At 68.3% G+C, this 20,771-nt stretch carries 20 protein-coding genes and 1 riboswitch; of the genes, 9 read left to right on the top strand and 11 right to left on the bottom strand.

Going from position 1 to position 20,771, the window contains the following annotated elements; genetic code table 11:
* The first annotated feature begins 12 nt into the window (after positions 1-12).
* A complete protein-coding gene (locus tag AC5P7U_RS07075; protein ID WP_495220913.1) occupies positions 13-330 on the top strand; it encodes a type II toxin-antitoxin system RelE/ParE family toxin in 318 nt (105 codons plus the stop codon).
* Between the two features lie 37 nt (positions 331-367).
* Complete coding sequence (locus AC5P7U_RS07070; protein WP_180878684.1) at positions 368-676, top strand: addiction module antidote protein; 309 nt, start codon at positions 368-370, stop codon at positions 674-676.
* A 50-nt stretch (positions 677-726) separates the two neighbouring features.
* On the opposite strand, the gene AC5P7U_RS07065 is transcribed toward AC5P7U_RS07070, so the two are convergent.
* Positions 727-2,181, bottom strand: a complete 1,455-nt coding sequence (locus AC5P7U_RS07065; protein WP_481458685.1) for a SulP family inorganic anion transporter — start codon at positions 2,179-2,181, stop codon at positions 727-729.
* 207 nt (positions 2,182-2,388) lie between these two features.
* Between AC5P7U_RS07065 and AC5P7U_RS07060 the strand changes: the two genes are divergently transcribed.
* Both AC5P7U_RS07060 and AC5P7U_RS07055 read left to right on the top strand, forming a co-directional pair.
* Entirely contained in the window at positions 2,389-3,369 is a 981-nt protein-coding gene (locus AC5P7U_RS07060) for a cation efflux transmembrane domain-containing protein (protein WP_197564164.1), read from the top strand.
* Between the two features lie 110 nt (positions 3,370-3,479).
* A complete protein-coding gene (locus AC5P7U_RS07055) occupies positions 3,480-3,905 on the top strand; it encodes an organic hydroperoxide resistance protein (protein ID WP_004153735.1) in 426 nt (141 codons plus the stop codon).
* Positions 3,906-4,052: 147 nt separating this feature from the next.
* On the opposite strand, the gene mmsB is transcribed toward AC5P7U_RS07055, so the two are convergent.
* From mmsB to AC5P7U_RS07030, 5 genes are read right to left on the bottom strand one after another with little or no spacing between them, the layout of a single operon-like run.
* Entirely contained in the window at positions 4,053-4,943 is an 891-nt protein-coding gene (gene mmsB, locus AC5P7U_RS07050; RefSeq protein WP_004153728.1) for a 3-hydroxyisobutyrate dehydrogenase, read from the bottom strand.
* Positions 4,940-6,115 (bottom strand): enoyl-CoA hydratase/isomerase family protein, encoded by a 1,176-nt coding sequence (locus AC5P7U_RS07045; RefSeq protein WP_164240637.1) that lies wholly within the window; start codon positions 6,113-6,115, stop codon positions 4,940-4,942. The genes mmsB and AC5P7U_RS07045 overlap by 4 nt, the downstream gene beginning before the upstream one ends.
* On the bottom strand, positions 6,112-6,909 hold the full coding sequence (locus tag AC5P7U_RS07040; protein ID WP_495220912.1) for an enoyl-CoA hydratase: 798 nt from the start codon (positions 6,907-6,909) through the stop codon (positions 6,112-6,114). The genes AC5P7U_RS07045 and AC5P7U_RS07040 overlap by 4 nt, the downstream gene beginning before the upstream one ends.
* Complete coding sequence (locus AC5P7U_RS07035) at positions 6,906-8,060, bottom strand: acyl-CoA dehydrogenase family protein (protein WP_462364147.1); 1,155 nt, start codon at positions 8,058-8,060, stop codon at positions 6,906-6,908. Before AC5P7U_RS07035 ends, AC5P7U_RS07040 begins: the two co-directional genes overlap by 4 nt.
* 26 nt (positions 8,061-8,086) lie before the next feature.
* The gene (locus tag AC5P7U_RS07030) at positions 8,087-9,592 is read right to left on the bottom strand and encodes a CoA-acylating methylmalonate-semialdehyde dehydrogenase (protein ID WP_004153724.1); all 1,506 of its coding nucleotides are present in this window, start codon (positions 9,590-9,592) and stop codon (positions 8,087-8,089) included.
* Between the two features lie 115 nt (positions 9,593-9,707).
* On the opposite strand from AC5P7U_RS07030, the gene AC5P7U_RS07025 reads away from it, so the two are divergent.
* Together AC5P7U_RS07025 and AC5P7U_RS07020 are read left to right on the top strand one after the other, a co-directional pair.
* Complete coding sequence (locus AC5P7U_RS07025; protein WP_197564167.1) at positions 9,708-11,075, top strand: helix-turn-helix domain-containing protein; 1,368 nt, start codon at positions 9,708-9,710, stop codon at positions 11,073-11,075.
* A gap of 416 nt (positions 11,076-11,491) precedes the next feature.
* Positions 11,492-12,445 carry a DUF1028 domain-containing protein gene (locus AC5P7U_RS07020; RefSeq protein WP_414554879.1) on the top strand — a complete coding sequence of 318 codons (954 nt, stop codon included), beginning with the start codon at positions 11,492-11,494 and terminating at the stop codon, positions 12,443-12,445.
* A gap of 73 nt (positions 12,446-12,518) precedes the next feature.
* Here the strand turns inward: AC5P7U_RS07020 and AC5P7U_RS07015 are convergent, their stop codons facing one another.
* Positions 12,519-14,393 carry a patatin-like phospholipase family protein gene (locus tag AC5P7U_RS07015; RefSeq protein ID WP_414554878.1) on the bottom strand — a complete coding sequence of 625 codons (1,875 nt, stop codon included), beginning with the start codon at positions 14,391-14,393 and terminating at the stop codon, positions 12,519-12,521.
* A gap of 131 nt (positions 14,394-14,524) precedes the next feature.
* Positions 14,525-14,717, top strand: a riboswitch (cobalamin riboswitch).
* 177 nt (positions 14,718-14,894) lie between these two features.
* Between AC5P7U_RS07015 and AC5P7U_RS07010 the strand changes: the two genes are divergently transcribed.
* Together AC5P7U_RS07010 and pncA are read left to right on the top strand one after the other, a co-directional pair.
* A complete protein-coding gene (locus AC5P7U_RS07010; protein WP_414554877.1) occupies positions 14,895-15,581 on the top strand; it encodes an epoxyqueuosine reductase QueH in 687 nt (228 codons plus the stop codon).
* Positions 15,582-15,636: 55 nt separating this feature from the next.
* A complete protein-coding gene (gene pncA, locus AC5P7U_RS07005) occupies positions 15,637-16,263 on the top strand; it encodes a bifunctional nicotinamidase/pyrazinamidase (RefSeq protein WP_495220911.1) in 627 nt (208 codons plus the stop codon).
* Between the two features lie 70 nt (positions 16,264-16,333).
* Here pncA and purU read toward each other — a convergent pair whose 3' ends face one another.
* Positions 16,334-17,185, bottom strand: a complete 852-nt coding sequence (gene purU, locus AC5P7U_RS07000) for a formyltetrahydrofolate deformylase (protein WP_008265630.1) — start codon at positions 17,183-17,185, stop codon at positions 16,334-16,336.
* Between the two features lie 114 nt (positions 17,186-17,299).
* On the opposite strand from purU, the gene AC5P7U_RS06995 reads away from it, so the two are divergent.
* Positions 17,300-18,211, top strand: coding sequence for a LysR family transcriptional regulator (locus AC5P7U_RS06995; RefSeq protein ID WP_481458628.1), 912 nt, complete (start codon positions 17,300-17,302; stop codon positions 18,209-18,211).
* Between the two features lie 3 nt (positions 18,212-18,214).
* Here the strand turns inward: AC5P7U_RS06995 and AC5P7U_RS06990 are convergent, their stop codons facing one another.
* From AC5P7U_RS06990 to AC5P7U_RS06980, 3 genes are all read right to left on the bottom strand, one after another.
* Complete coding sequence (locus tag AC5P7U_RS06990; RefSeq protein WP_312561666.1) at positions 18,215-19,315, bottom strand: NADH:flavin oxidoreductase/NADH oxidase; 1,101 nt, start codon at positions 19,313-19,315, stop codon at positions 18,215-18,217.
* A gap of 119 nt (positions 19,316-19,434) precedes the next feature.
* Positions 19,435-20,241 carry an NAD-dependent protein deacetylase gene (locus AC5P7U_RS06985; RefSeq protein ID WP_312561664.1) on the bottom strand — a complete coding sequence of 269 codons (807 nt, stop codon included), beginning with the start codon at positions 20,239-20,241 and terminating at the stop codon, positions 19,435-19,437.
* A gap of 56 nt (positions 20,242-20,297) precedes the next feature.
* Positions 20,298-20,699, bottom strand: a complete 402-nt coding sequence (locus tag AC5P7U_RS06980) for an acyl-CoA thioesterase (protein ID WP_495220910.1) — start codon at positions 20,697-20,699, stop codon at positions 20,298-20,300.
* Positions 20,700-20,771 lie beyond the last annotated feature (72 nt).

Below are 20,771 nucleotides of genomic sequence, written 5' to 3'. Positions count from 1 at the left end.
GCCAATTGAACGATGTATCCTTGTGGATACGATCAGTCGAGGATCACGCTTCGGGCAACGGAAACGTTCACGCGCTGGCTGCGCGGGCTCAACGACAGCCGCGCCCGAGCAGTGATCGTGGAACGCCTGCAGCGCGTCGCCCGCGGTCTCGAGGGAGATGTTCGATCAGTGGGTCATGGCGTGAGCGAACTGCGAATCCACCATGGGCCGGGATATCGCGTGTATTTCACACGTCGCGGGAGATCCATCGTCGTGCTCCTGCACGGTAGCGACAAGTCGAGCCAGCGTCGCGATATCGAAAAAGCGGTCAAGCTCGCGGAGCTGCTGTAGCCCCCTCTGGTTCCATGCTGTTCCCAGGACTCTCCCGATGAGCAAGCTGAAGACGATTCCCTTCGATCCCGCAGACTATCTGGAAGATGACGTCGCAATCGCCACCTATCTGAGCGAGGCCTTGGCAGCAGGTGATGCGGGCCACTTCCAGGAGGCACTCGGAACAGTGGCGCGCGCTCGTGGCATGAGCGGTGTTGCCGAGGTCTCCGGCCTTGGACGCGAAAGCCTGTACAAGGCGCTGCGCCCCGGTGCACACCCACGCTTCGACACCGTGCAGCGGGTACTGTCAGCGCTCGGGGTGCATCTCATCGTGCAAGCCGACAAGCAACCCGCAGGCACCGCCTGATCGCTGCCGCTGGCCCGCCGGGCATGGCCCGGCGCTACCACCCTGCCCGATCAATGCCCGCCGCGCGCGCCACCCACCTGCTCGATCAACGTCTGGCTGGCCGCATTGAGCCCCACCACCGTTACCTTGGCGCCATGCGCGGCCAGTTTTTCCTGAGCGCGTTCCAGCGCGGCCACGGCGGTCAGGTCCCACAGGTGGGCGTCGCGCAGGTCGATCTGCACCTTCGGCGCTACATGCTGGTAGTCGAATGCGGCGCCCAGCTGGCCAGCGGACGCAAAGAACACCTGCCCACGTACGCGGTAGACCTGCGTGTCCCCGGCGTCTTCGCGCCGCACGTCCAGCATGCGGCCAACCTTGCGGGCGAAGAACAGCGCCGACAGCAGCACGCCGCTGAGCACGCCCTTGGCCAGGTCGTGGGTGGCCACGGTGACCACCACGGTCAGCAGCATGACGGCGGAGGAACTGCGCGGATGCGTGCGCAGGTCGCGCAGCGAGCGCCAGCTGAAGGTGCCGATGCTGACCATGATCATCACCGCCACCAGCGCCGCCATCGGGATCTGCCGCACCAGCTCGCTGCCATACACCACCAGCACCAGCAACACCACGCCGGCCACCAGGCAGGACAGGCGCCCGCGGCCGCCGGAGGTCACGTTGATGACCGACTGGCCGATCATCGCGCAGCCGGCCATGCCGCCGAGGAAGCCGGTGACCGTGTTGGCCACGCCCTGGCCGACGCATTCGCGGTTGCGCTCGCTGGGCGTTTCGGTGATGTCTTCGACGATCTGCAGGGTCATCATCGATTCGAGCAGTCCGACCACCGCCAGCGTGGCTGACACCGGCAGCAGGATGCGCAACGTTTCCCAGGCAAGCGGAACATCCGGCAGCAGGAAGTGCGGCAGGCTGTCAGGCAGCTGGCCCATGTCGCCCACGCTGCGCACGTCCACGCCGAAGCCGATCACCACGGCGGTGAGCACCACGATGGCCACCAGCGGCGAGGGCACCGCGCGGGTAATGCGCGGCAGCAGGTAGATAATCGCCAGTGCGGCGGCGCACAGCACGTACACGGTCGGGCCGCGGCCAATCAGTTCCGGCATCTGTGCCAGGAAGATCAGGATCGCCAGCGCGTTGACGAAGCCGGTGATGACCGAGCGCGAGACGAAGCGCATCAGTGAGCCGAGTTTGAACACCCCGGCCAGCACCTGCAGCAGGCCGGCCAGGATGCTGGCGGCAAACAGGTACTGCAGGCCGTGGTCCTTGACCAGGTCGACCATCACCAGCGCCATCGCACCGGTGGCGGCAGAGATCATGCCGGGGCGGCCGCCAGCAATTGCGGTGATCACCGCGATCGAGAACGCGGCATACAGGCCGACCTTGGGGTCGACGCCGGCGATGAGCGAGAAGGCGATGGCCTCGGGAATCAGGGCCAGGGCGACGACGATGCCGGACAGCAGGTCGCCACGGATATTGCCGAGCCATTGCTGGCGCAGGGGGTAGGACGTTTGCATGGGAAAACTCCGCGCACACGCGGGCGTGGCCACGTGGCGCTGCAGTGGAAAGACACGGGTTCCTGAGCCGGGCGGGCCGGCTGCCGATGTGCGGCAAGGGTCAGGGTGGCGTGATCACTGCAGGGCAAGGTCGATGCGTGGGAGGGGCGCAGTCTACGCCAGTGGGACCGCCGGGGACAGCGTCGTCGACCTCAGCGGCAACGGAGCATGGCTCCGCTCTACAATCCAGGCATGGCCGCCGACCGACCGCATTTCTTCGACCCCGCCACCGAACAGGGCGTGCTGCGCCTGTCGATTGCCGGTGCACTGCTGCTGGCGGTTGCCGCAGTGGTGTTCGGCCTGTTGGCCAATTCCTCGCTGATCATCTTCGACGGCATCTACGGCCTGATCGACGTAGTGATGACCTGGCTGTCGCTGCTGGTCGCGCGGCTGATTGCGCTGTCCACCAATACCGATGCGCTGCAGTCGCGGCTCAACCAGCGCTTCACCATGGGCTTCTGGCACCTGGAGCCGATCGTGCTGGGGGTCAGCGGCACGCTGATGATCGGCGCGGCGCTGTATGCGCTGGTCAATGCGGTGGATGCGCTGATGTCCGGTGGCCGCCACATCGCGCTGGGGCCGGCGATCATCTTTGCCGGCCTGTCACTGGTGGCCGAGAGTGCGCTGGCCTGGTTCGTGCTGCGCGCCAACCGCCGCATCGGGTCGGAGTTCATCGCGCTGGATGCGAAGAACTGGGTGGTGGCGGCGAGCATGTCGGCCTGCTACATGGTGGCCTTCCTCGGTGGCGTGCTGATGCAGGGCACGACGTGGGCCTGGGTCGGGCCGTACATCGACCCGGCCATCCTGGCCTTCGTCTGCGTGCTGGTGATGATCGCGCCGCTGGGCACCGTGCGCCGGGCGCTGGCCGGCATCCTGCTGGTCACCCCGCCGGAACTGCAGGCGCACGTGGATGCGGTGGCCCGCGGGATCGTGGCGAAGCACGGTTTCGTCGAGCACCGCAGCTACGTGGCACAGGTGGGCCGCGGCGAGCAGATCGAGCTGTTCTTCGTGGTGCCGGAAAACGACCCGCCACGGCCGCTGGTGGAATGGGACCAGCTGCGCGACGAAATCGGCGACGCGCTGGGCGAGGCCTCGCCGGACCGCTGGCTGACCATCATGTTCACGACCGACCGCGAGTGGACGCTCTAGGCCGGCCGGACGATCGATCAAATTTTGCGGACGAGCTGTCACCCAGCGTCCTTGGAAACCGGGCAAAGTAGGCTCCAACGCAACACCACCCACCGACCAGGAGCATCCCGATGTCCATCGAAAAGGTTCTGTACACCGCCCAGGCCACCTCCACCGGCGGCCGCGAAGGCCGTTCCGTCTCGTCCGACAACGTGCTGGACATCCAGCTGTCGACCCCGCGCGAGCTGGGCGGCGCCGGCGGCCCGGGCACCAACCCGGAGCAGCTGTTCGCGGCCGGCTATTCGGCCTGCTTCCTGGGCGCGCTGAAGTTCGTGGCCGGCCAGGCCAAGGTCGCGCTGCCGGCCGACACCACTGTGACCGGCAAGGTGGGCATCGGCCAGATCCCGACCGGTTTCGGCATCGAAGCCGAGCTGACCATCAACGTGCCGGGCGTGCCGCGCGAGCAGGTGGAAGAGCTGGTGCAGAAGGCGCACATCGTCTGCCCGTACTCCAACGCCACCCGCGGCAACATCGACGTGACGCTGATCGTTGCCTGATGCGGTGATGCCGGCCAGCGGCCGGCACTACCCACGCCAAGGCAAAAAAATGGGCGGATGCCGGTCGAAACCGGGCATCCGCCCATCCCACCTTCGTTGTCCCGCACGGGGGCATGAGGTTGCCGGCCAGCGGCCGGCACTACCAGGTCACTTCTCGCTCGTAATGAGCTGCACGACGCTGGAGAAATCCAGCTTGCCGCGGCCGGCCTGGTGATTCATCGAGTACAGGTTGCGGGCCACTTCGCCCAGCGGGATCGAGGCGCCGACACTCATCGCCGCTTCCACCGCCAAGCCCATGTCCTTCAGCATCAGGTCGCTGCCGAAGCCGCCGCTGTAGCCACGCGAGGCCGGCGCATTTTCCAGCACGCCCGGCCACGGGTTGCACACTTCGGTGGCCCAGCTGCGGCCGGTGCTGACCGCCATCATCTGCGACAGCACCTTCGGGTCCAGCCCGTGCGCCACGCCCAGTGCGATGGCCTCGCCGGTGACCGCCATGATCACGCCCAGCGCCATGTTGTTGCACAGCTTGGCGACCTGGCCGGCACCGCTGGCGCCAACGTGGAAGATGTTCTTGCCCATCGCCTGCAGCACCGGGCGCGCGCGTTCCAGTGCGTCTTCTTCGCCGCCGACGATGAAGGTCAGGGTGCCGGCCTGGGCGCCGGCGGTACCGCCGGATACCGGCGCGTCGATCATCTGCAGGCCACGCGCGGCAGCGGCTTCAGACACCTTGCGGGCACTGGCCGGGGCAATGGTGCTGCAGTCGATGACCAGTGCACCGGCCGGGATGGCGGCGAGGATGCCATCGTCGCCCAGGTACACGCCCTCGACGTGACGGCTGGCCGGCAGCATCGAGATCACCACCTCGGCATCGGCCAAGGTGTCACGCGCGGTGGACGCGGCGCTGGCGCCGGCATCGACAGCGGCCTGCACCGCGGCCGGGACCAGATCGAACACGCGCACGCTGTGGCCGTTCTTGACCAGATTGGCGGCCATCGGGCCACCCATGTTGCCCAACCCGATGAATGCAATGCGGCTCATGCAAGGCTCCTTTCAGCAAGGGGAGTACCCAGGTCGGCCAGCGGATGCGCGGCATCGGCCCAGGGGGAAGCGAAGAAAGTGTCGGCCCACGTGGTGGTGGCTTCGGCCAGCGCGGCCGGTTTCCACTGCGGGTTGCGGTCCTTGTCGATCAGCAGGGCGCGGATGCCTTCGGCAAAATCGCCGTGGGCGGCGCAATGCAGCGCGGTGATGTATTCCAGCCGGTAGACGCTGGCCAGGTCCTGGCCGGCGCTGCGGCGCTGCAGTTCGAACGCCAACCGCGCCGAACCGGGTGCACCGGCGGCGAGGGTCTTCTGTGCCGCCTGCAACCACGCATCGTCGGTCTGCAGGCTGCTGATCCGGTCAATGATGGCGGACAGGTCATCGCCTTCGCACAGCGCGTCGACCTGCGCCGCGTGGGCCAGCAGCGGGCCGGTAACGGCGTCGCTGGCATGCGATTGCAGCAGCTGGCTCAGGCGCTCGTGGTTGTGCGCGGCATCGCCCGACCAGGCCACCTGCAGCAGCGCATCGAACACCGCGCTGCGGCGTTCTTCGGCCACGTGCACGTCGGCCAGGCCGGCGTAGATGGCATCGCCCGGATTGAGCAGCGCGCCGGTCAGGGCCAGGAACAGGCCACCCTTGCCCGGTACGCGCGGCAGCAGCCAGCTACCACCCACATCGGGGAACAGGCCCACGGTGATTTCCGGGAACGCCAGCTTGGAGCGCTCGCTGACCACGCGGTGGCTGGCGCCGGACATCAGGCCGATGCCGCCGCCCATCACGATGCCATGGCCCCAGCACAGGATCGGCTTGGCGTAGGTGTGGATGAGGTAGTCGACGCGGTACTCGACGTCGAAGAACTCGGCGGCGTAGTCGTTCTCGCGGATGTCGCGGCGGCCAGCGTCGCGGAAGGCGACCATGCTCTTGTATAGGCTGTGCAGGTCACCGCCGGCACAGAACGCCTTTTCGCCAGCGCCCTGCAGCACCACCACGGCGATGCCGTCGTCGTCGGCCCAGGCATTGAGCTGCTTCAGCAGCAGGTGCGCCATCGGCAGCGAGAAACCGTTGAGCGTACGCGGCGCATTGAGCGTGGCGATGCCGATGCGCGCGCCGTTGCCGGCCACGCGCTCTTCGAACAGCACCGGTGCTTCATCGGCAACGGTGTCGGTGCTCATGCGTTCTTCCACTGCGCGGCGCGCTTTTCCAGGAACGCGGTCACGCCCTCGACCTGGTCAGCGCTGTCGAACAGGTCGACGAAGGCTTCGCGCTCGGCCACCAGTGCCGCGGCATGGGTGCCGCTGCGGGTGGACTGCACCAGGGTCTTGCAGGCGGCGATGCTGGTCGGGCTCTGCTTGCCGGCCTTGTTCGCCCACTCCAGTGCCAGCGCCTTGGCCTCGCCCTTGCCGACCTTTTCTTCGGCCAGGCCAATGCGCAGTGCGGTCTCGGCATTGATGCGCTCGCCCAGCAGGATCATGCGCTTGGCCCAACCCTCGCCGACCAGGCGCGGCAGGTTCTGGGTGCCACCGGCGCACGGCAGCAGGCCGACGGTGGCCTCCGGCAGCGCGACCTGGGCGTGCTCTTCGATGATGCGCAGGTCGCAGGCCAGCGCGCATTCCAGGCCGCCGCCCATGGCATAGCCGTTGATGGCGGCGATCGACACGCCACGGAACCCGGACAGCGCTTCGAAGGCTTCACCGAAACGGCGTGCGGCTTCGCATGCGGCGGCCTTGTCGCCCGAGGCGAACTGGTTGAGGTCGGCGCCGGCGGAGAAGAACTTCTCGCCGTCACCGGTGATCACCAGCGCGTAGATCTCGCGGTCCGCGTTGAGCGCGCCCACCAGGTCGCGCAGTGCCGACAGGCTGTGCACGGTCCAGGTATGCGCGGGCGGGTTGTGCAGGGTGACCACGGCGGTGTGGCCATCCACCTCGACCTTCAGGCCCACGTGCTCCTGGGTACGCCAATCCTTCATCGCAGTTCCTCTTCGGTGTTGAGCAGGTGACGGGCAACGATCACCCGCATGATCTCGTTGGTGCCTTCCAGGATCTGGTGCACGCGGCAGTCACGCAGCAGGCGCTCGATCGGGTATTCGCGGATGTAACCGTAGCCACCGTGGATCTGCAGTGCTTCGTTGCAGACGTTGAAACCGGCATCGGTGGCGAAACGCTTGGCCATCGCGCACCACACGTTGGCATCGCCGGCACCGGCATCGAGCTTGCGCGCGGCGGTGTGCACCATCTGCCGTGCGGCAACCAGTTCGATGGCCATGTCGGCCAGCTTGAACTGCAGCGCCTGGAACTCGGCCAGCGCCTTGCCGAACTGGCGGCGCTCGCCCATGTAGCGGCGTGCGGCATCCAGCGCGCCCTGCGCGGCGCCCAGCGAGCAGGCGGCGATGTTGATGCGGCCGCCGTCCAGCCCCTTCATCGCCAGCTTGAAGCCGCCACCTTCCTCTCCCAGAAGGTGGCTGACCGGCACGCGGACGTTCTCGAACGTGATGCCACGGGTCGGCTGGCTGTTCCAGCCCATCTTCTCTTCCTTGCGGCCGAAGCTGACGCCCGGCAGGTCGGCCGGCACCGCAATCGCACTGACACCACCCGCACCGGCACCGCCGGTACGCGCCATCACCACCAGCAGCTCGGTGGCACCGGCGCCGGAGATGAAGGCCTTGGAACCGTTCAGCACGAAGTGGTCGCCATCGCGCACGGCGGTGGTCTTCAGCGAGGCCGCATCGGAACCGGCACCCGGTTCGGTCAGGCAGTAGGAGGCCAGCTTGAGGCCGGCGGCCAGATCCGGGCCCCACGCATCGCGCAGTGCCGGCTGGCCCCACTTGGACACCATCCACGAGGCCATGTTGTGGATGCTGATGTACGCCGCGGTCGACGGATCGACGTTGGCGAGCTCCTCGATGACGACGGCGGCGTCCAGTCGGCTCAGGCCGCTGCCGCCCACTTCCGGGTCCATGTACAGGCCGCAGAAGCCCAGTTCACCGGCCTTGGCGATCGCCTCGCGCGGAAAGATGCCCTCCGCATCCCATCGCGCGGCGTGCGGCGCCAGTTCGGCCTGTGCGAAGTCGCGCGCCGCCTCGCGGTACGCCTGCTGCGCTTCTTCCAGTTCCGTCGTCATCGAGTGGCTCATGGCTGCTCCTGCGGTTACTTCAGGCTGATCGTGGTGTTGACGCCATGGCTCAGCGTTTCGTCATCGAACCAGCGCGCGGTGACCGTCTTGGTCTGGGTGTAGAACAGCACCACCTGCTTGCCGTACGGACCCAGGTCGCCCAGCTTGGAGGCGCGCGAACCGGTGAACGAGAACAGCGGCACCGGCACCGGGATCGGCACGTTGATGCCGACCTGGCCGACGTCGATGTCTTCCTGGAACCTGCGTGCGGCTGCGCCGGACTGGGTGAACAGTGCAGTGCCGTTGCCGTTCGGGTTGCTGTTGACCATGGCGATGGCCTCGTCCAGCGTTTCCGCTTCGAGGATGACCAGCACCGGCCCGAAGATCTCTTCCTGGTAGATGCGCATGTCGGTGGTGACACCGGCAAAGATGGTCGGGCCGACGAAGTTGCCCTTCTCGAAGCCATCGACCTGCGGGTTGCGGCCGTCGAGCACCAGCTTGGCGCCCTGCTCCACGCCCGAGGCGATCAGGCCTTCCACGCGCTCGCGGGCGCTGCAGGAAATGACCGGGCCGACGTCGGTGCCGGACACGGTGCCGCCGCTGACCTTCAGGGTCTTGGCCTTGGCCACCAGGTCCTGCACCCAGTTGCGCGCTTCACCGACCAGCACCAGGGTGGAGGCGGCCATGCAGCGCTGGCCGGCGGCACCGAAGGCGGCGCCGACCATCGCATTGAGGGTCTGTTCCTTATTGGCGTCCGGCAGCACCACGGCGTGGTTCTTGGCGCCCATCATGCACTGCACGCGCTTGCCGGCCAGCGAGGCGCGGTTGTACACGTGGGTACCGACGCGGGTGGAACCGACGAACGACACGGCCTTGATGTCCGGGTGGTCGCAGATCGCGTTGACCACTTCCTCGCCGCCGTGGACGACATTCAGCACGCCCTTCGGAATGCCCGCTTCCAGGGCAAGCTCGACCAGGCGCATGGTCACCATCGGGTCCTGCTCGGACGGCTTGAGGATGAAGGTGTTGCCGGTGGCGATCGCCATCGGGAACATCCACAGCGGGATCATCGCCGGGAAGTTGAACGGGGTGATGCCCGCGCACACGCCCAGCGGCTGCATGATCGTGTAGGTGTCCACGCCATTGGCCACGTTGTTGGCCAGCTCGCCCAGCTGCAGGTTGCCGATGGCAGCGGCATGCTCGACCACTTCCAGGCCGCGGAACACATCGCCTTCGGCGTCGGGCAGGGTCTTGCCCTGTTCGGCGGTGAGGATGTGGGCCAGCTCGCTCATGTTCTCGCGGATCAGCTGCTGGTACTTCAGGAAGATGCGCGCGCGGGTGCCGATGGGAGTCTTGCGCCAGGTCTTGAAGGCTTCCTTGGCGGCGGCGACGGCGGCGTCCACTTCGCCGGTGGTGGCGAACGGCACCTGGGCCAGCACGTCCTGGGTGGCCGGATTGATCACGTCCTGCCAGTGGGAGGTGGCCGATTCAACGAACTGGCCATCGATCAGCATGCGGATACGGGGCGCTGCAACAGTCATGACGACAATCCCACGGGGTGCGAAAGATGCTTGGCATTATTCACAGCACCCACCTCGATTTCCGGGCTGAATCCGCTTAATCTGGCCAACACGCCAGACGATTCATGTTAATTCTGTGAATTATTCAGCCCCTCAGCGACAACTTGGCCTGCGTCTGCTGCGCCTGCGTGAGCAGCGCGGCTACAGCCAGGTGGACCTGGCCCGGGCCCTGGGCCTGTCGGCCAGCTACCTGAACCAGATCGAGCGCAACAAGCGCCCGCTGACCCCGGCCGTGCAGAAAAAGCTGGGCGAGGTATTGGGCGACGTTTCCGCCCTGTTCGACGACGATGAGCCCGCCGCGCTGCAGGAAGCGTTGGGCGAAACCCTGCGCGACCTGGGCCTGGCCGAGGTGAGCGCCACCGAGCTGCGTGCATTGGCCGGCAACCTGCCGCAGGTCAGCCGCGCCCTGCTCGACCTGCACCGCCGGCACCTGGCCCTGCGCGAGCATGCGGCGGCACTGGAGTTCCAGCTGGGCGAGCCCGGCGCTGGCAGCACCCTGCCGGCCGGCGACCAGGTGCGCGAGTTCTTCAACCGCATGCACAACCACATTCCCGAACTGGACGAACTGGCCGAGCGGCTGTTCGCCGAATGGGGGCTATCCCCCGGGCATGTGGCATCGCGCCTGCGCCAGCTGCTGGCCGACCGCCATGGCGTGCTGGTGGAGGTGGCGGCGCTGCAGGCCGGACGCGAGAAGCGCCAGTTCGATGCCGGTGCGCGGCGGCTGTGGTTGCCCGATTACCTGGAGCCCGGCCAGCAGGCGTTCCAGATGGCCGCCGAGCTGGCGCTGCACGGTTACCTGCCGCAGATCGATGCGGTGATCGCGCGTGCGGGCTTCCACGACGAAGCGCGCATCGCGCAGGCGCGGATCGGGCTTTCCAACTATTTCGCCGGTGCGCTGGTGATGCCGTACATGCGCTTCCTGCGTGCGGCCGAGGCCAGCAGCTACGACATCGAACTGCTGGCGCACCAGTTCGGCGTCGGCTTCGAGGCGGTGTGCCATCGGCTGAGCACGCTGGCGCGGCGCAGTGCGCCGGGCCTGCCGTTCTTCTTCATCCGGGTGGACCGCGCGGGCAATGTGTCCAAGCGGCATTCGGCTACCGATTTCCACTTCTCGCAGGTGGGTGGCTCGTGCCCGCTGTGGATCGTGTACGAGGCGTTCAACCAGCCGGGGCGCATCCTCACCCAGACCGCGCGCATGCCCGACGGCCGCCGCCATTTCTGGCTGGCACGGCAGGTCAGCAGCGGGCCGGTAGGCCATGGCCAACCGCGCAAGACGTTTGCGGTGGCGCTGGGCTGCGACCTGCAGCATGCGGAGCGGCTGGTGTATTCGCTGGGGCTGGATGTGCAGAGCCCGGGCAACTCGGTGTCGATCGGCCCGGGGTGCCGGGTGTGCCCGCGCGAGGACTGCATGCAGCGCGCGTTCGCGCAGTTGCCGGGAAGGTAGGGGTTATTCGGCAGGGCTGCGCCCTGCACCTGCTTCAATCCAAGGCAACAGCAAAAGCAACAGCGGGCTTTCCTTGGGATGGCGGGGTGGGTCCGGTGGCGGGGGACGCCGTAAACCCCCCTCCGGGGTCCGGCCCAGCCGCTGGCGGCTGTGCGTTCGGGCGCTTGCGAAGCAGTGCTTCGCAAGCAAAGCGCCCTCACCCTTGGGGGCTTGGCCGCGGCATCCATGCCGCGGACACCCCCGCCACCGGACCCACCCCGCCTTCGACAGTTCTCTGCGATCTGTCTGGATGGCATGACCTGCTCTTGGTGGGTGTCGACCTTGGTCGACACGGTAGATCCACGCGTGGCGTGGATCTACTAAACCATTCGTGCGTAGGCTGCATCCCAATCGGGATGCCCTCCCTGGAGATGACCATGCCCCTGATGCGTTCCTGTGTGGCTCTGCTGCTCGCTGCCTTTGCTGCGCCAGCCTGGGCGACCTTTTCCATCGTGGCCTGCAACGGGGCCGGTGACTGCGGCGTGGCGGTGGCTACACACAATCTCGGCGTCGGTGGCGTGGGCGTGCCGTGGGCGCAGGCGAAAGTGGGGGCGGTTGCCAGCCAGTTCGAGACCAATCCAACCTACGGCTCGAAAGGCCTGGCGCTGCTGGGCAGGGGCCGCACGCCTGCGCAGGTGCTCAAGCAGCTGCTGGACGAAGACGGTGATTTCGATGGCACCACGCTGGCCGAGCGCCAGGTGGGCCTGGTCAGTGCGCGCGGCGGCAATGCGCAGTACACCGGCACCACCGCCCAGCAAGCCAACTGGGCCGGTGCGCAGGGTGAGGGCATGCTGAGCGTGCAGGGCAACGGCCTGGCCGGGCCAGAGGTACTGGCCGCCATGCAACGCAGCTTCGCCGCCTCGCGCGGTGCACTGGCGGCGCGCCTGCTGGCGGCGCTGGAAGCCGGCCAGGCCGCCGGCGGCCAGCGCAGCGGGCAGTGGTCGGCGGCGTTGCTGGTGCGCACGCCTGGCGGTGACTGGCAGGACACCGATCTGCGCGTGGATGCCGATCCGCGCGCCGTCGCAAGGCTTCGCGAGCTGTACGACATGCGACTGTCCAACGACGCCATCATCCGTGCCGAGCAACGCTGGGAAAAGGGCGATGTGGCCGCTGCACGTGCGGCGCTGGCCACCGCGTTGTCACTGGCGCACGGCTGGGACCGCACCTGGGCGCGCGCCGCGCGCCTGGCCATGCGCCAAGGCGATGCAGCGCTCGCCCGCGAATACCTGGCTGGCCTGCGTACGCTCAATCCGGGATGGGTGAAACAGGAACTGGCGCTGCCATTGTATGCGCCGTTGCAGGGTGATGCGGTGGTGGAGGCGTGGCGTTGAGGCACCGCAGGGGGCAGATCGTGCCGACCAAGGTCGGCACCCACCAGAACCGTTCAATCGGCTGCGGCGAAGATCAATAGATCGGCGTCACCTTCATCTGTGGCAGCGGGCGCGGTGCGCCGTCGGTGAGGTCAGGTCCCAGGTCGTCCCAGCTGCGGCCCTGTTCGACCATCAGCCCCCACAACTGCTGCGAGGCCTGCCGCTTGTCTTCCGAGCCCAGCTTGTACGACGGCGGTGCCGGCTGGCCGCTGGCGACCGTCGAATAGGCCGCGCGGTAGGCCAGCACCTGCTGCGCCGGGTCATCGGTGCGCGCCACTTCCAGCGTGTAGCGCTGGTAGGCCGAGGCCAGGTTGCGCCAGCGGATCCAGTAGTGGTTGTCGAACGAGAACGAACAGAAACGTGCACCGGCCAGGCTGCCCTTGTCGGCGATGCGGGTGAGCACCTCCTGCGGCATGTCCAGGTTCATGCCACCCTCGTCGCCCTGCAGGCTGACGTGCACGATGCGATCGCGGTAGCCCGGTGCGCGCGCCTGCAGCAGGTCGCGCCAGTTCTGCATGGTTGCCACCACCGCGAACAGGAAGCGCCCCAGCTCGGCGGCCGCCAGCGGCGTGGCGATCGACTGGTAGGTGCGCTGCCAGCCGTGGCGATTCTCGGTGGGCAGGAACACCGCATGCTCCAGCGCCTGGCGGCCGCTGCTGCCATGGCTCACATCCTCGGCATGCTGCGGGTAGACCAGGTTGATGGCGAAAGTCGGCCAGCGTGGCAACGCCGCATCGAACAGGTGGATCGGGAAGTTGCTGCTGATGCCGCCATCGGAGAACCAGCAGATGCGGAAGGCGGTGATGACCGGACCGCAGGTCTGCCCGGCACTGGTCAGCCCTTCCATGCTGTCGGCCACGTTGTGCTCCGCATCGGCCGCCGGTGCGGTCGGTTCGCAGCGTCGTTCGCGGCGCGAGGGTTCATGCAGCGGTACCGCGCTGATCAGCAGCGGGAAACTCAGGCTCATCCGCGTGGCCACCAGCACCGGCAGCTGCGGGCCCTGCGGCAGGTGGTAGTACTGGCGCCCCTCCACCTCCAGCGGCGGGCCAGCCTGCTGTACCAGCCACTGCACCACGCTGGCCGGGAACAGCTGCTCGAACTCCTCGCGCAGGAACCAGAACTGCGCGCCGCCCAGCGGCAGCGTGCGCGGCTCGTTGTGCGATACGCAGGTGGTGATCATCTGCAGGCTGATCGCATGCGGGCTGTCCGGCTCGCCGGGGTAGCGCGGCGCGTCGTGCAGATCGGCGAAGGTCAACGGAGCATCCAGCGGCTTGCCGGCCAGCTGCTGCAGGCACGCGTGCAGCCACTCGGTGAGGGCGGGCTTGCGCGCATCGCGGCCGAGCCCGCTGCACAGGCCCAGCAGGTTGCGCCGTGCCACCCGCGCCACCCGCAGCGCGGCACCGGCCACGCCGGCCCCGTAGGCACACAGCAGCGACGGCAGCAACGTGGCGGCCACCCCGCTCCAGCCGCCTCCCCACCAGCCCAGGCCGAGCAGCAGCGCCAGCGACACCAGCACCTCCAGCGGCGCGATCTCGAACACGGCCACCGCCAGGCACAGCAGCTTGTGCGGCAAGCGGGCGCTGCCGGTCAGCACCACCAGCAGCCGGTAGGCCGCGCGTGCCCCGCGTGCCGGCTGGAACAGGCTGTAGATGAAGCCGCGCCGCGACAGCTGGGCCGACACCGCCGACAGCCCGCCATAACCGGCGTCGCCGGGCAGGTGTTCGCCCGCCTGCTGGCGACGGTCGCCACACGCCGCCGCGGCCGCCACCGCGGCGGCGATGGCGCCGGCCGAGGTGCCGCCAATGCTCTTGAACCGATACTCGCGGGCCAGCGCCAGTACCGCATTGGGGTACACGATGCCGCTGGTGATGCCGCCCTTCATGACCAGATCGCAGTACTTGTCCGCCACGAACCACCTCCCGTCTGCCGGTGTCCAGTATGGCAAGAGGCGCTCTCACAGCCTGAGAAGTGGGCCACAGCACTGCAGGGTCCTGGGCCCTTGACCATCACGGCCAACGGGTCCACCGTGCACACGCCGAAGGTATCCATCCCAGGTTCGGATGACGGGATGGATTTAAACGGGAATCCGGTGAAGGCGCCTGGCGCGCCCATTCCGGAGCTGCCCCGCAGCGGTGAATGGAAACGAATCCTGCCAACAGCACTGGGCTCACGCCTGGGAAGCGGCGGGTAGTAGGTGGGCTGCGGCCCGTGTCCATCAGCCCGAAGACCGGCCCCGGCCGGGGGACACGACCGTCCCCTGACTCGACCTGGACTCTCCGCGGGGAGGGTGCCGGGGCCGTCGCTGTCCTGCGCGTGCAGGCGGAGCGGCCGCGCGCGCCTTTTCCGCGGTAGCTGCCCAGAGCTGCTTCCCACGCGCTGATGCATGGGCCACCGCCGTTGCCGGCGGTCCATGCGGTACCTGACGATGACCGAGCTCCAACGCCCCACCCTGATCCTGCCGGCCGACGGCAAGCGCCTGCTGCTGCACTCCTGCTGCGCGCCCTGCTCCGGCGAAGTGATGGAGGCGATCACCGCCTCCGGGATCGACTACGCGATCTTCTTCTACAACCCCAACATCCATCCGGTGAAGGAATACGAGCTGCGCAAGCAGGAGAACATCCGCTTCGCCGAGCAGCACGACATCCCCTTCATCGACTGCGACTACGACACCGACAACTGGTTCAGCCGCGCGCGCGGCATGGAGAACGAGCCCGAGCGCGGCATCCGCTGCACGATGTGCTTCGACATGCGTTTCGAACGCACCGCGCTGTACGCGCATGAACACGGCTACGACACCATCAGTTCGTCGCTGGGCATCTCGCGCTGGAAGAACATGGCGCAGATCAACGACTGCGGCATTCGCGCCGCCTCGCGCTATGAAGGCCTGCAGTACTGGGACTACAACTGGCGCAAGGGTGGCGGTGCCAGCCGCATGATCGAGATCAGCAAGCGCGAGCAGTTCTACCAGCAGGAATACTGCGGCTGCGTGTACTCGCTGCGCGATGCCAACCGCCACCGCCGCGAGAACGGCCGCGAGCGGATCAAGATCGGCCTGCTGTACTACGGGCAGGACGCTGAGACCCCGCAGGGCGATTGACGTGTGGGCATGGGGCGGCCACGCTGGTCGCCCCTTCCGTTGTGCCGGACCTGCCATGACCGCCCTGCCCGCCGATGTCGCCCTGCTGGTGATCGACCTGCAGCCGGACTTCATGCCGGGTGGCACGCTGGCCTGCGAGCAGGGCGATGCGCTGGTGGCACCGATTGCCGCGCTGCTGGCACAGCGCCACTACCGCACGGTGGTGGCCACCCAGGACTGGCACCCGGCCGACCACGCCTCGTTCGCCAGCCAGCACCCCGGCAAGCGCCCGTTCGAGACCATCCTGCTGCACGCACAGCCGCAGACCCTGTGGCCTGACCACTGCGTGCAGGGCAGCGCCGGCGCCGCGCTGCACCCGGGCGTGGACTGGACCGTGGCCGACCTCATCCTGCGCAAGGGCACGCGCCAACAGGTGGATTCGTACAGCGCCTTCCGCGAGAACCACGGCCCTGACGGCGAGCGCCCGCCAACCGGCCTGGCCGGCTGGCTGCACGAGCGCCGCATCCGCGAAGTGCATGTGTGCGGCCTGGCCCGCGACTACTGCGTGCTGTGGAGCGCGCAGGATGCGGTGAAATCCGGCTTCAAGGTGAAGTTCCTGTGGGACCTGACCCGGCCGGTGACCGAGGCCAACGACGCGATGGTGCGCGAGGCGCTGGGCAAGGCCGGGATCGCGGTCGCCTGACCGACAACGGTAGTGCCGGCCGCTGGCCGGCAATCCCGGGATCCCTGCAGTTGCCGGCCAGCGGCCGGCACTACCGGAACACCACCGTGCGATGCCCGTTGAGCAGGATGCGGTGCTCGACATGCCGGCGCACGGCACGCGCCAATACCAGCGATTCGGTATCACTGCCCAGCCGCACCAGCTCACGCGGTGCCATGGCATGGTCCACGCGCGCGACGTCCTGTTCGATGATCGGGCCTTCGTCCAGATCCTCGGTGACGTAGTGCGCGGTGGCGCCGATGATCTTGACCCCGCGCGCGTGTGCCTGGTGATACGGCTGCGCGCCCTTGAAGCTGGGCAGGAAGCTGTGGTGGATGTTGATCGCGCGGCCAGCCAGGGCGCGGCACAGCGTGGGCGAGAGAATCTGCATGTAGCGCGCCAGTACCACCAGGTCGATGCGTTCGCGCTCGACCAGATCGATGATCTGCTGTTCCTGCACTGCACGCGTGTCCGCGTTCACCGGCAGATGGTGGAACGGCACCTGGTAGGACGCGGCCAGCGGCGCGAAGTCGGCGTGGTTGGATGCCACCGCGGCGATGTCCACTTTCAACTGCCCGCTGTGGGCGCGGAACAGCAGGTCGTTCAGGCAATGCCCCTGTTTGCTGACGAGCACCAGCAGGCGCGCGCGGCGACGGCCATCATGCAGCTGCCAGTCCATGCCGTAGTCGGCGGCCAGCGCGGCCATCGCGGCATGCACGGTGTCCAGCGGCAGGCTGGCGTCGCGGTCGAAGTGCACGCGCAGGAAGAAGCGGCCGCTTTCCTCATCGCCGAACTGCTGGGCGTCGAGGATGTTGCAGCCATGGTCGAACAACAGGCCGGACACGCGGTAGACGATGCCGGTACGGTCGGGGCAGGACAGGGTGAGGATGGAATCGGGGCGCATCGCCCGAGTGTAGGGCAGCGCCCGGCCCGACGGATCGATGGTCACCGTTGCAACCGAACGGCTTGGTTCAGTCCCAAGCGATACTTGCCCTTCCGCATGGCAAGCTGGTCGGTCATGAACCTGTTGCAACTGATCCGCAGCTTCACCCGCACCGCAGAGACCGGCAGCATTGCCGCTGCGGCCCGCACGCTTGGCATCAGCGCCACCGCCGTCGGCCAGAACATCAACCGGCTGGAGGCGCATCTGGGCGTACGGCTGCTGAACCGAAGCACGCGCCAGCTGGCACTCAGCGAGGCCGGCGCGCTGTACCTGGCGCAGGTACGCCACATCGAAGCCGACCTGGCGCGCGCGCAGGCGATGGTCACCGCCGGTGACATCGAACCGGCCGGGCCCCTGCGCATCGCCAGCAGCAGCGCGTTCGGCCGCCACGTGCTTGCGCCGTTGCTGCCTTCGCTGCAGCAACGCTACCCGCAACTGCAGCTGGAGCTGCGCCTGAGTGACCGCGCCGTGCAGCATGGACCGGAAGCGGTGGATGCCAGCATCCGCATCGGTGCGCAGCTGGAAGATGGCGTGGTCGCGCGGCAGCTGGCACGCATTCCGTTCGTGTTCTGCGCCGCGCCGGCCTACCTGAAGGCACACGGCACGCCGCAGCAACCCTCGGAACTGGGCAGCCATCGCGGGCTGCTGCACCGCTTCCCCACCGACGGCCGCCCGCTGCGCTGGGGCCTGCTGAACGACGGCCAGCGCGTGGACGCGGCGCTGCCGCCGAGCATGGTCTGCGATGACATTGATGCGCTGGCCGAGCTGGCTGCCGCAGGTGCAGGCATCACCCGGCTGGCGGCGTTCGTGGCCGAGCCGTACCTGCGCGACGGCCGCCTGCAGGCGGTGTTCGGCGCAGACACCGCGTGGCGGCCGGAACCGATGGAGGTCTATTTCTGCGTCAGCGACCGCCGCGACTTCACCGCCAAGATCCGCGCGCTGTTCGAGCACCTGCAGGCCGGCATGGCGCCGGCCTGGCGGGTGTGAGCCTCAGCGTGCCTTGAATACGCCGCGCGCATCACGCGGTTCGCAGCGCAGGTACTGCGGCGCCGGTTCCACGCTGTCGCGCAGCGCGGCGGCGGCATGCCACGGCCAACGCGGGTCGTAGAGGATGCCGCGCGCCAGTGCCACCGCGTCGGCGTGGCGATGGCGCAGGATCGATTCGGCCTGCTCGGGCTCGGTGATCATGCCCACCGCAATGACCGGCATGCGCACCTTGGCCTTGATTGCGGCTGCGAACGGCACCTGGTAACCCGGGCCGACGGTGATCTTCTGGCGTTCGTCGAGGCCGCCGCTGGAGACGTGCAGGAAGTTGCAGCCGCGCGCGTCCAGCACCTGCGCCAGCGCCTCGCTCTGTACCAGATCCCAGCCACCGTCGACCCAGTCGCTGGCGGAAATGCGCACGCCCACGGCGACCTTGTCCGATACCGCCGCGCGCACCGCGTCGAATACTTCCACCAGCAGGCGCAGGCGGTTCGGCAGCGAGCCGCCGTAGCCATCGGTGCGGCGGTTGCTCAGCGGCGACAGGAACTGGTGCAGCAGGTAGCCGTGTGCGGCGTGCAGTTCGATCAGCTCGAAACCGAGGCGCTCGGCGCGCACCGCGCTGGCAGCAAAGGCGGCGATGACGTCGGCGATGGCGGCCTCGTCCAGTTCCTGCGGCGCCGGATCGGCGGCATGGAACGGCAGCGGCGACGGCGCCACCGTGGCCCAGCCACGCGCATCGTCGGCCGGCAGCTGGCCACCGCCGTCCCACGGACGCCTCACCGAGGCCTTGCGGCCGGCATGGCCCAGCTGGATGCCCAGCGGCATCGGCGACCAGCGGCGGACGCTGGTCAGCACCTGCGCCAGCGCGGCCTCGGTGCCGTCATCCCACAGGCCCAGGTCGGCCCAGCTGATGCGCCCGCGCGGCTCGACCGCGGTGGCTTCCAGGATCAACAGTCCGGCGCCGGACTGCGCCAGGTTGCCAAGGTGCATTGCGTGCCAGTCGCTGGCGCGGCCATCTTCGGCGGAGTACTGGCACATCGGCGCGATCACGATGCGGTTGGACAGGGTCAGGGGGCCGAACGAAATCGGCGAAAACAGCTGGGTCACGGGGGTGCGGGGGGACAGGCGGATGGGGGGACGTATTGCAGCGCCGCACGGCCTGCGAATCAACCGTCTGGATGGATCGCTGTTTCGCGCGACCTGCCGCAGCCGAGCGTGGGCTCGGCTCAGGGCGAAGCCCACGCGGCCAGCGCCTCTGCGCAATCGCGCTCGTCCTTGAACTGAAGCAGGTCGTCGGCGCGGGTGCGGCCACGGTTCAGCGCCGCCACCGGCAATCCCGCCCTGGCCGCGGCCTGCACGAAGCGGAAGCCGGAATAGACCATCAGCGACGAGCCGACCACCAGCACCGCATCGGCCTGCTGCAGGTGCTCGTGCACGGCGGCCACGCGCTCGCGCGGCACGTTTTCGCCGAAGAACACCACGTCCGGCTTCAGCAGGCCGCCACAGTGCGGGCAGTCCGGCACCACGAAGGCGGAGAAATCCGTTTCCAGATCGGCGTCGCCATCGGGCGCGATGCCGGCCTCGAGCGCGTCCCAGCCGGGGTTGGCCTCGCGCAGGCGCTGCTGGAACTCCTCGCGCCCGCTGCGGCGCTCGCAGCCCATGCAGCGCACCAGATCCAGCCGGCCGTGCAGGTCGATCACATTCTGGCTGCCGGCGCGCTGGTGCAGGCCATCCACGTTCTGGGTGAGCAACACCTGCAGCTTGCCGCGGCTTTCCAGCGCGGCCAGTGCCTGGTGGGTGCCGTTGGGCCGGGCCAGGCCGAAACGCGGCCAGCCCAGCAGGCTGCGTGCCCAGTAGCGCTGCCGGGTGGCCGCCTCGCCCATGAAGGCCTGGTAGGTCACAGGCGGCGTGCGTTTCCACTGGCCGTCGCTATCGCGGTAATCGGGAATGCCCGAGGCGGTGCTGCAACCGGCGCCGGTCAGCACGAACAAGCGCTGGGCGCGGTCGATGAAGTCGGTCAGCGGCAGGGTCATGGCTGCCAGATGGGGGCGCGCATGCGCCCCCGCAAGCGCCGGTTCAGCCGGCGGGGTCAGGCCGCCGGCAGCGGCGGCACCGCGATCGGGTGGCCTTCCTCGTCCAGCGCGATCATCACGAAGTGACCGCGCGTGCACAGCTTGCGCTCGCCGCTTTGCAGGTCTTCGGCCACCAGTTCGACCTCGACCTTCATCGAGCTGCGGCCCACTTCGACGATGCGGCCGATGGTCTCCACCATCTGGCCGATGCGGATCGGCAGCTTGAAGTCGACCTGGTCGCTGCGCGCGGTCACTACGGTGCGGCGCGAGTAGCGGGCGGCGGCCAGGAAGGCGGCCTTGTCCATCCACGCCAGCGCCTGGCCACCGAACAGGGTGCCCAGATGGTTGGTGTGGTTGGGGAAGACGATTTCGGCCATGCGCACTTCGGTGGGCGGCACGGTCTCGGGGATCGGGGTCATGGGCGGTGCTTCGCTGTGGGGTGCCGCGATTTTAAGCCAGGCCCCGTGCAGGTGGCGCTACACTGCGCCACG

It is taken from the genome of Stenotrophomonas sp. YJH_SMC_57, from assembly GCF_059369755.1.
The sequence above is the reverse complement of the archived record's forward strand: the minus strand, read 5'-3'. Positions and strand labels throughout refer to the sequence as shown.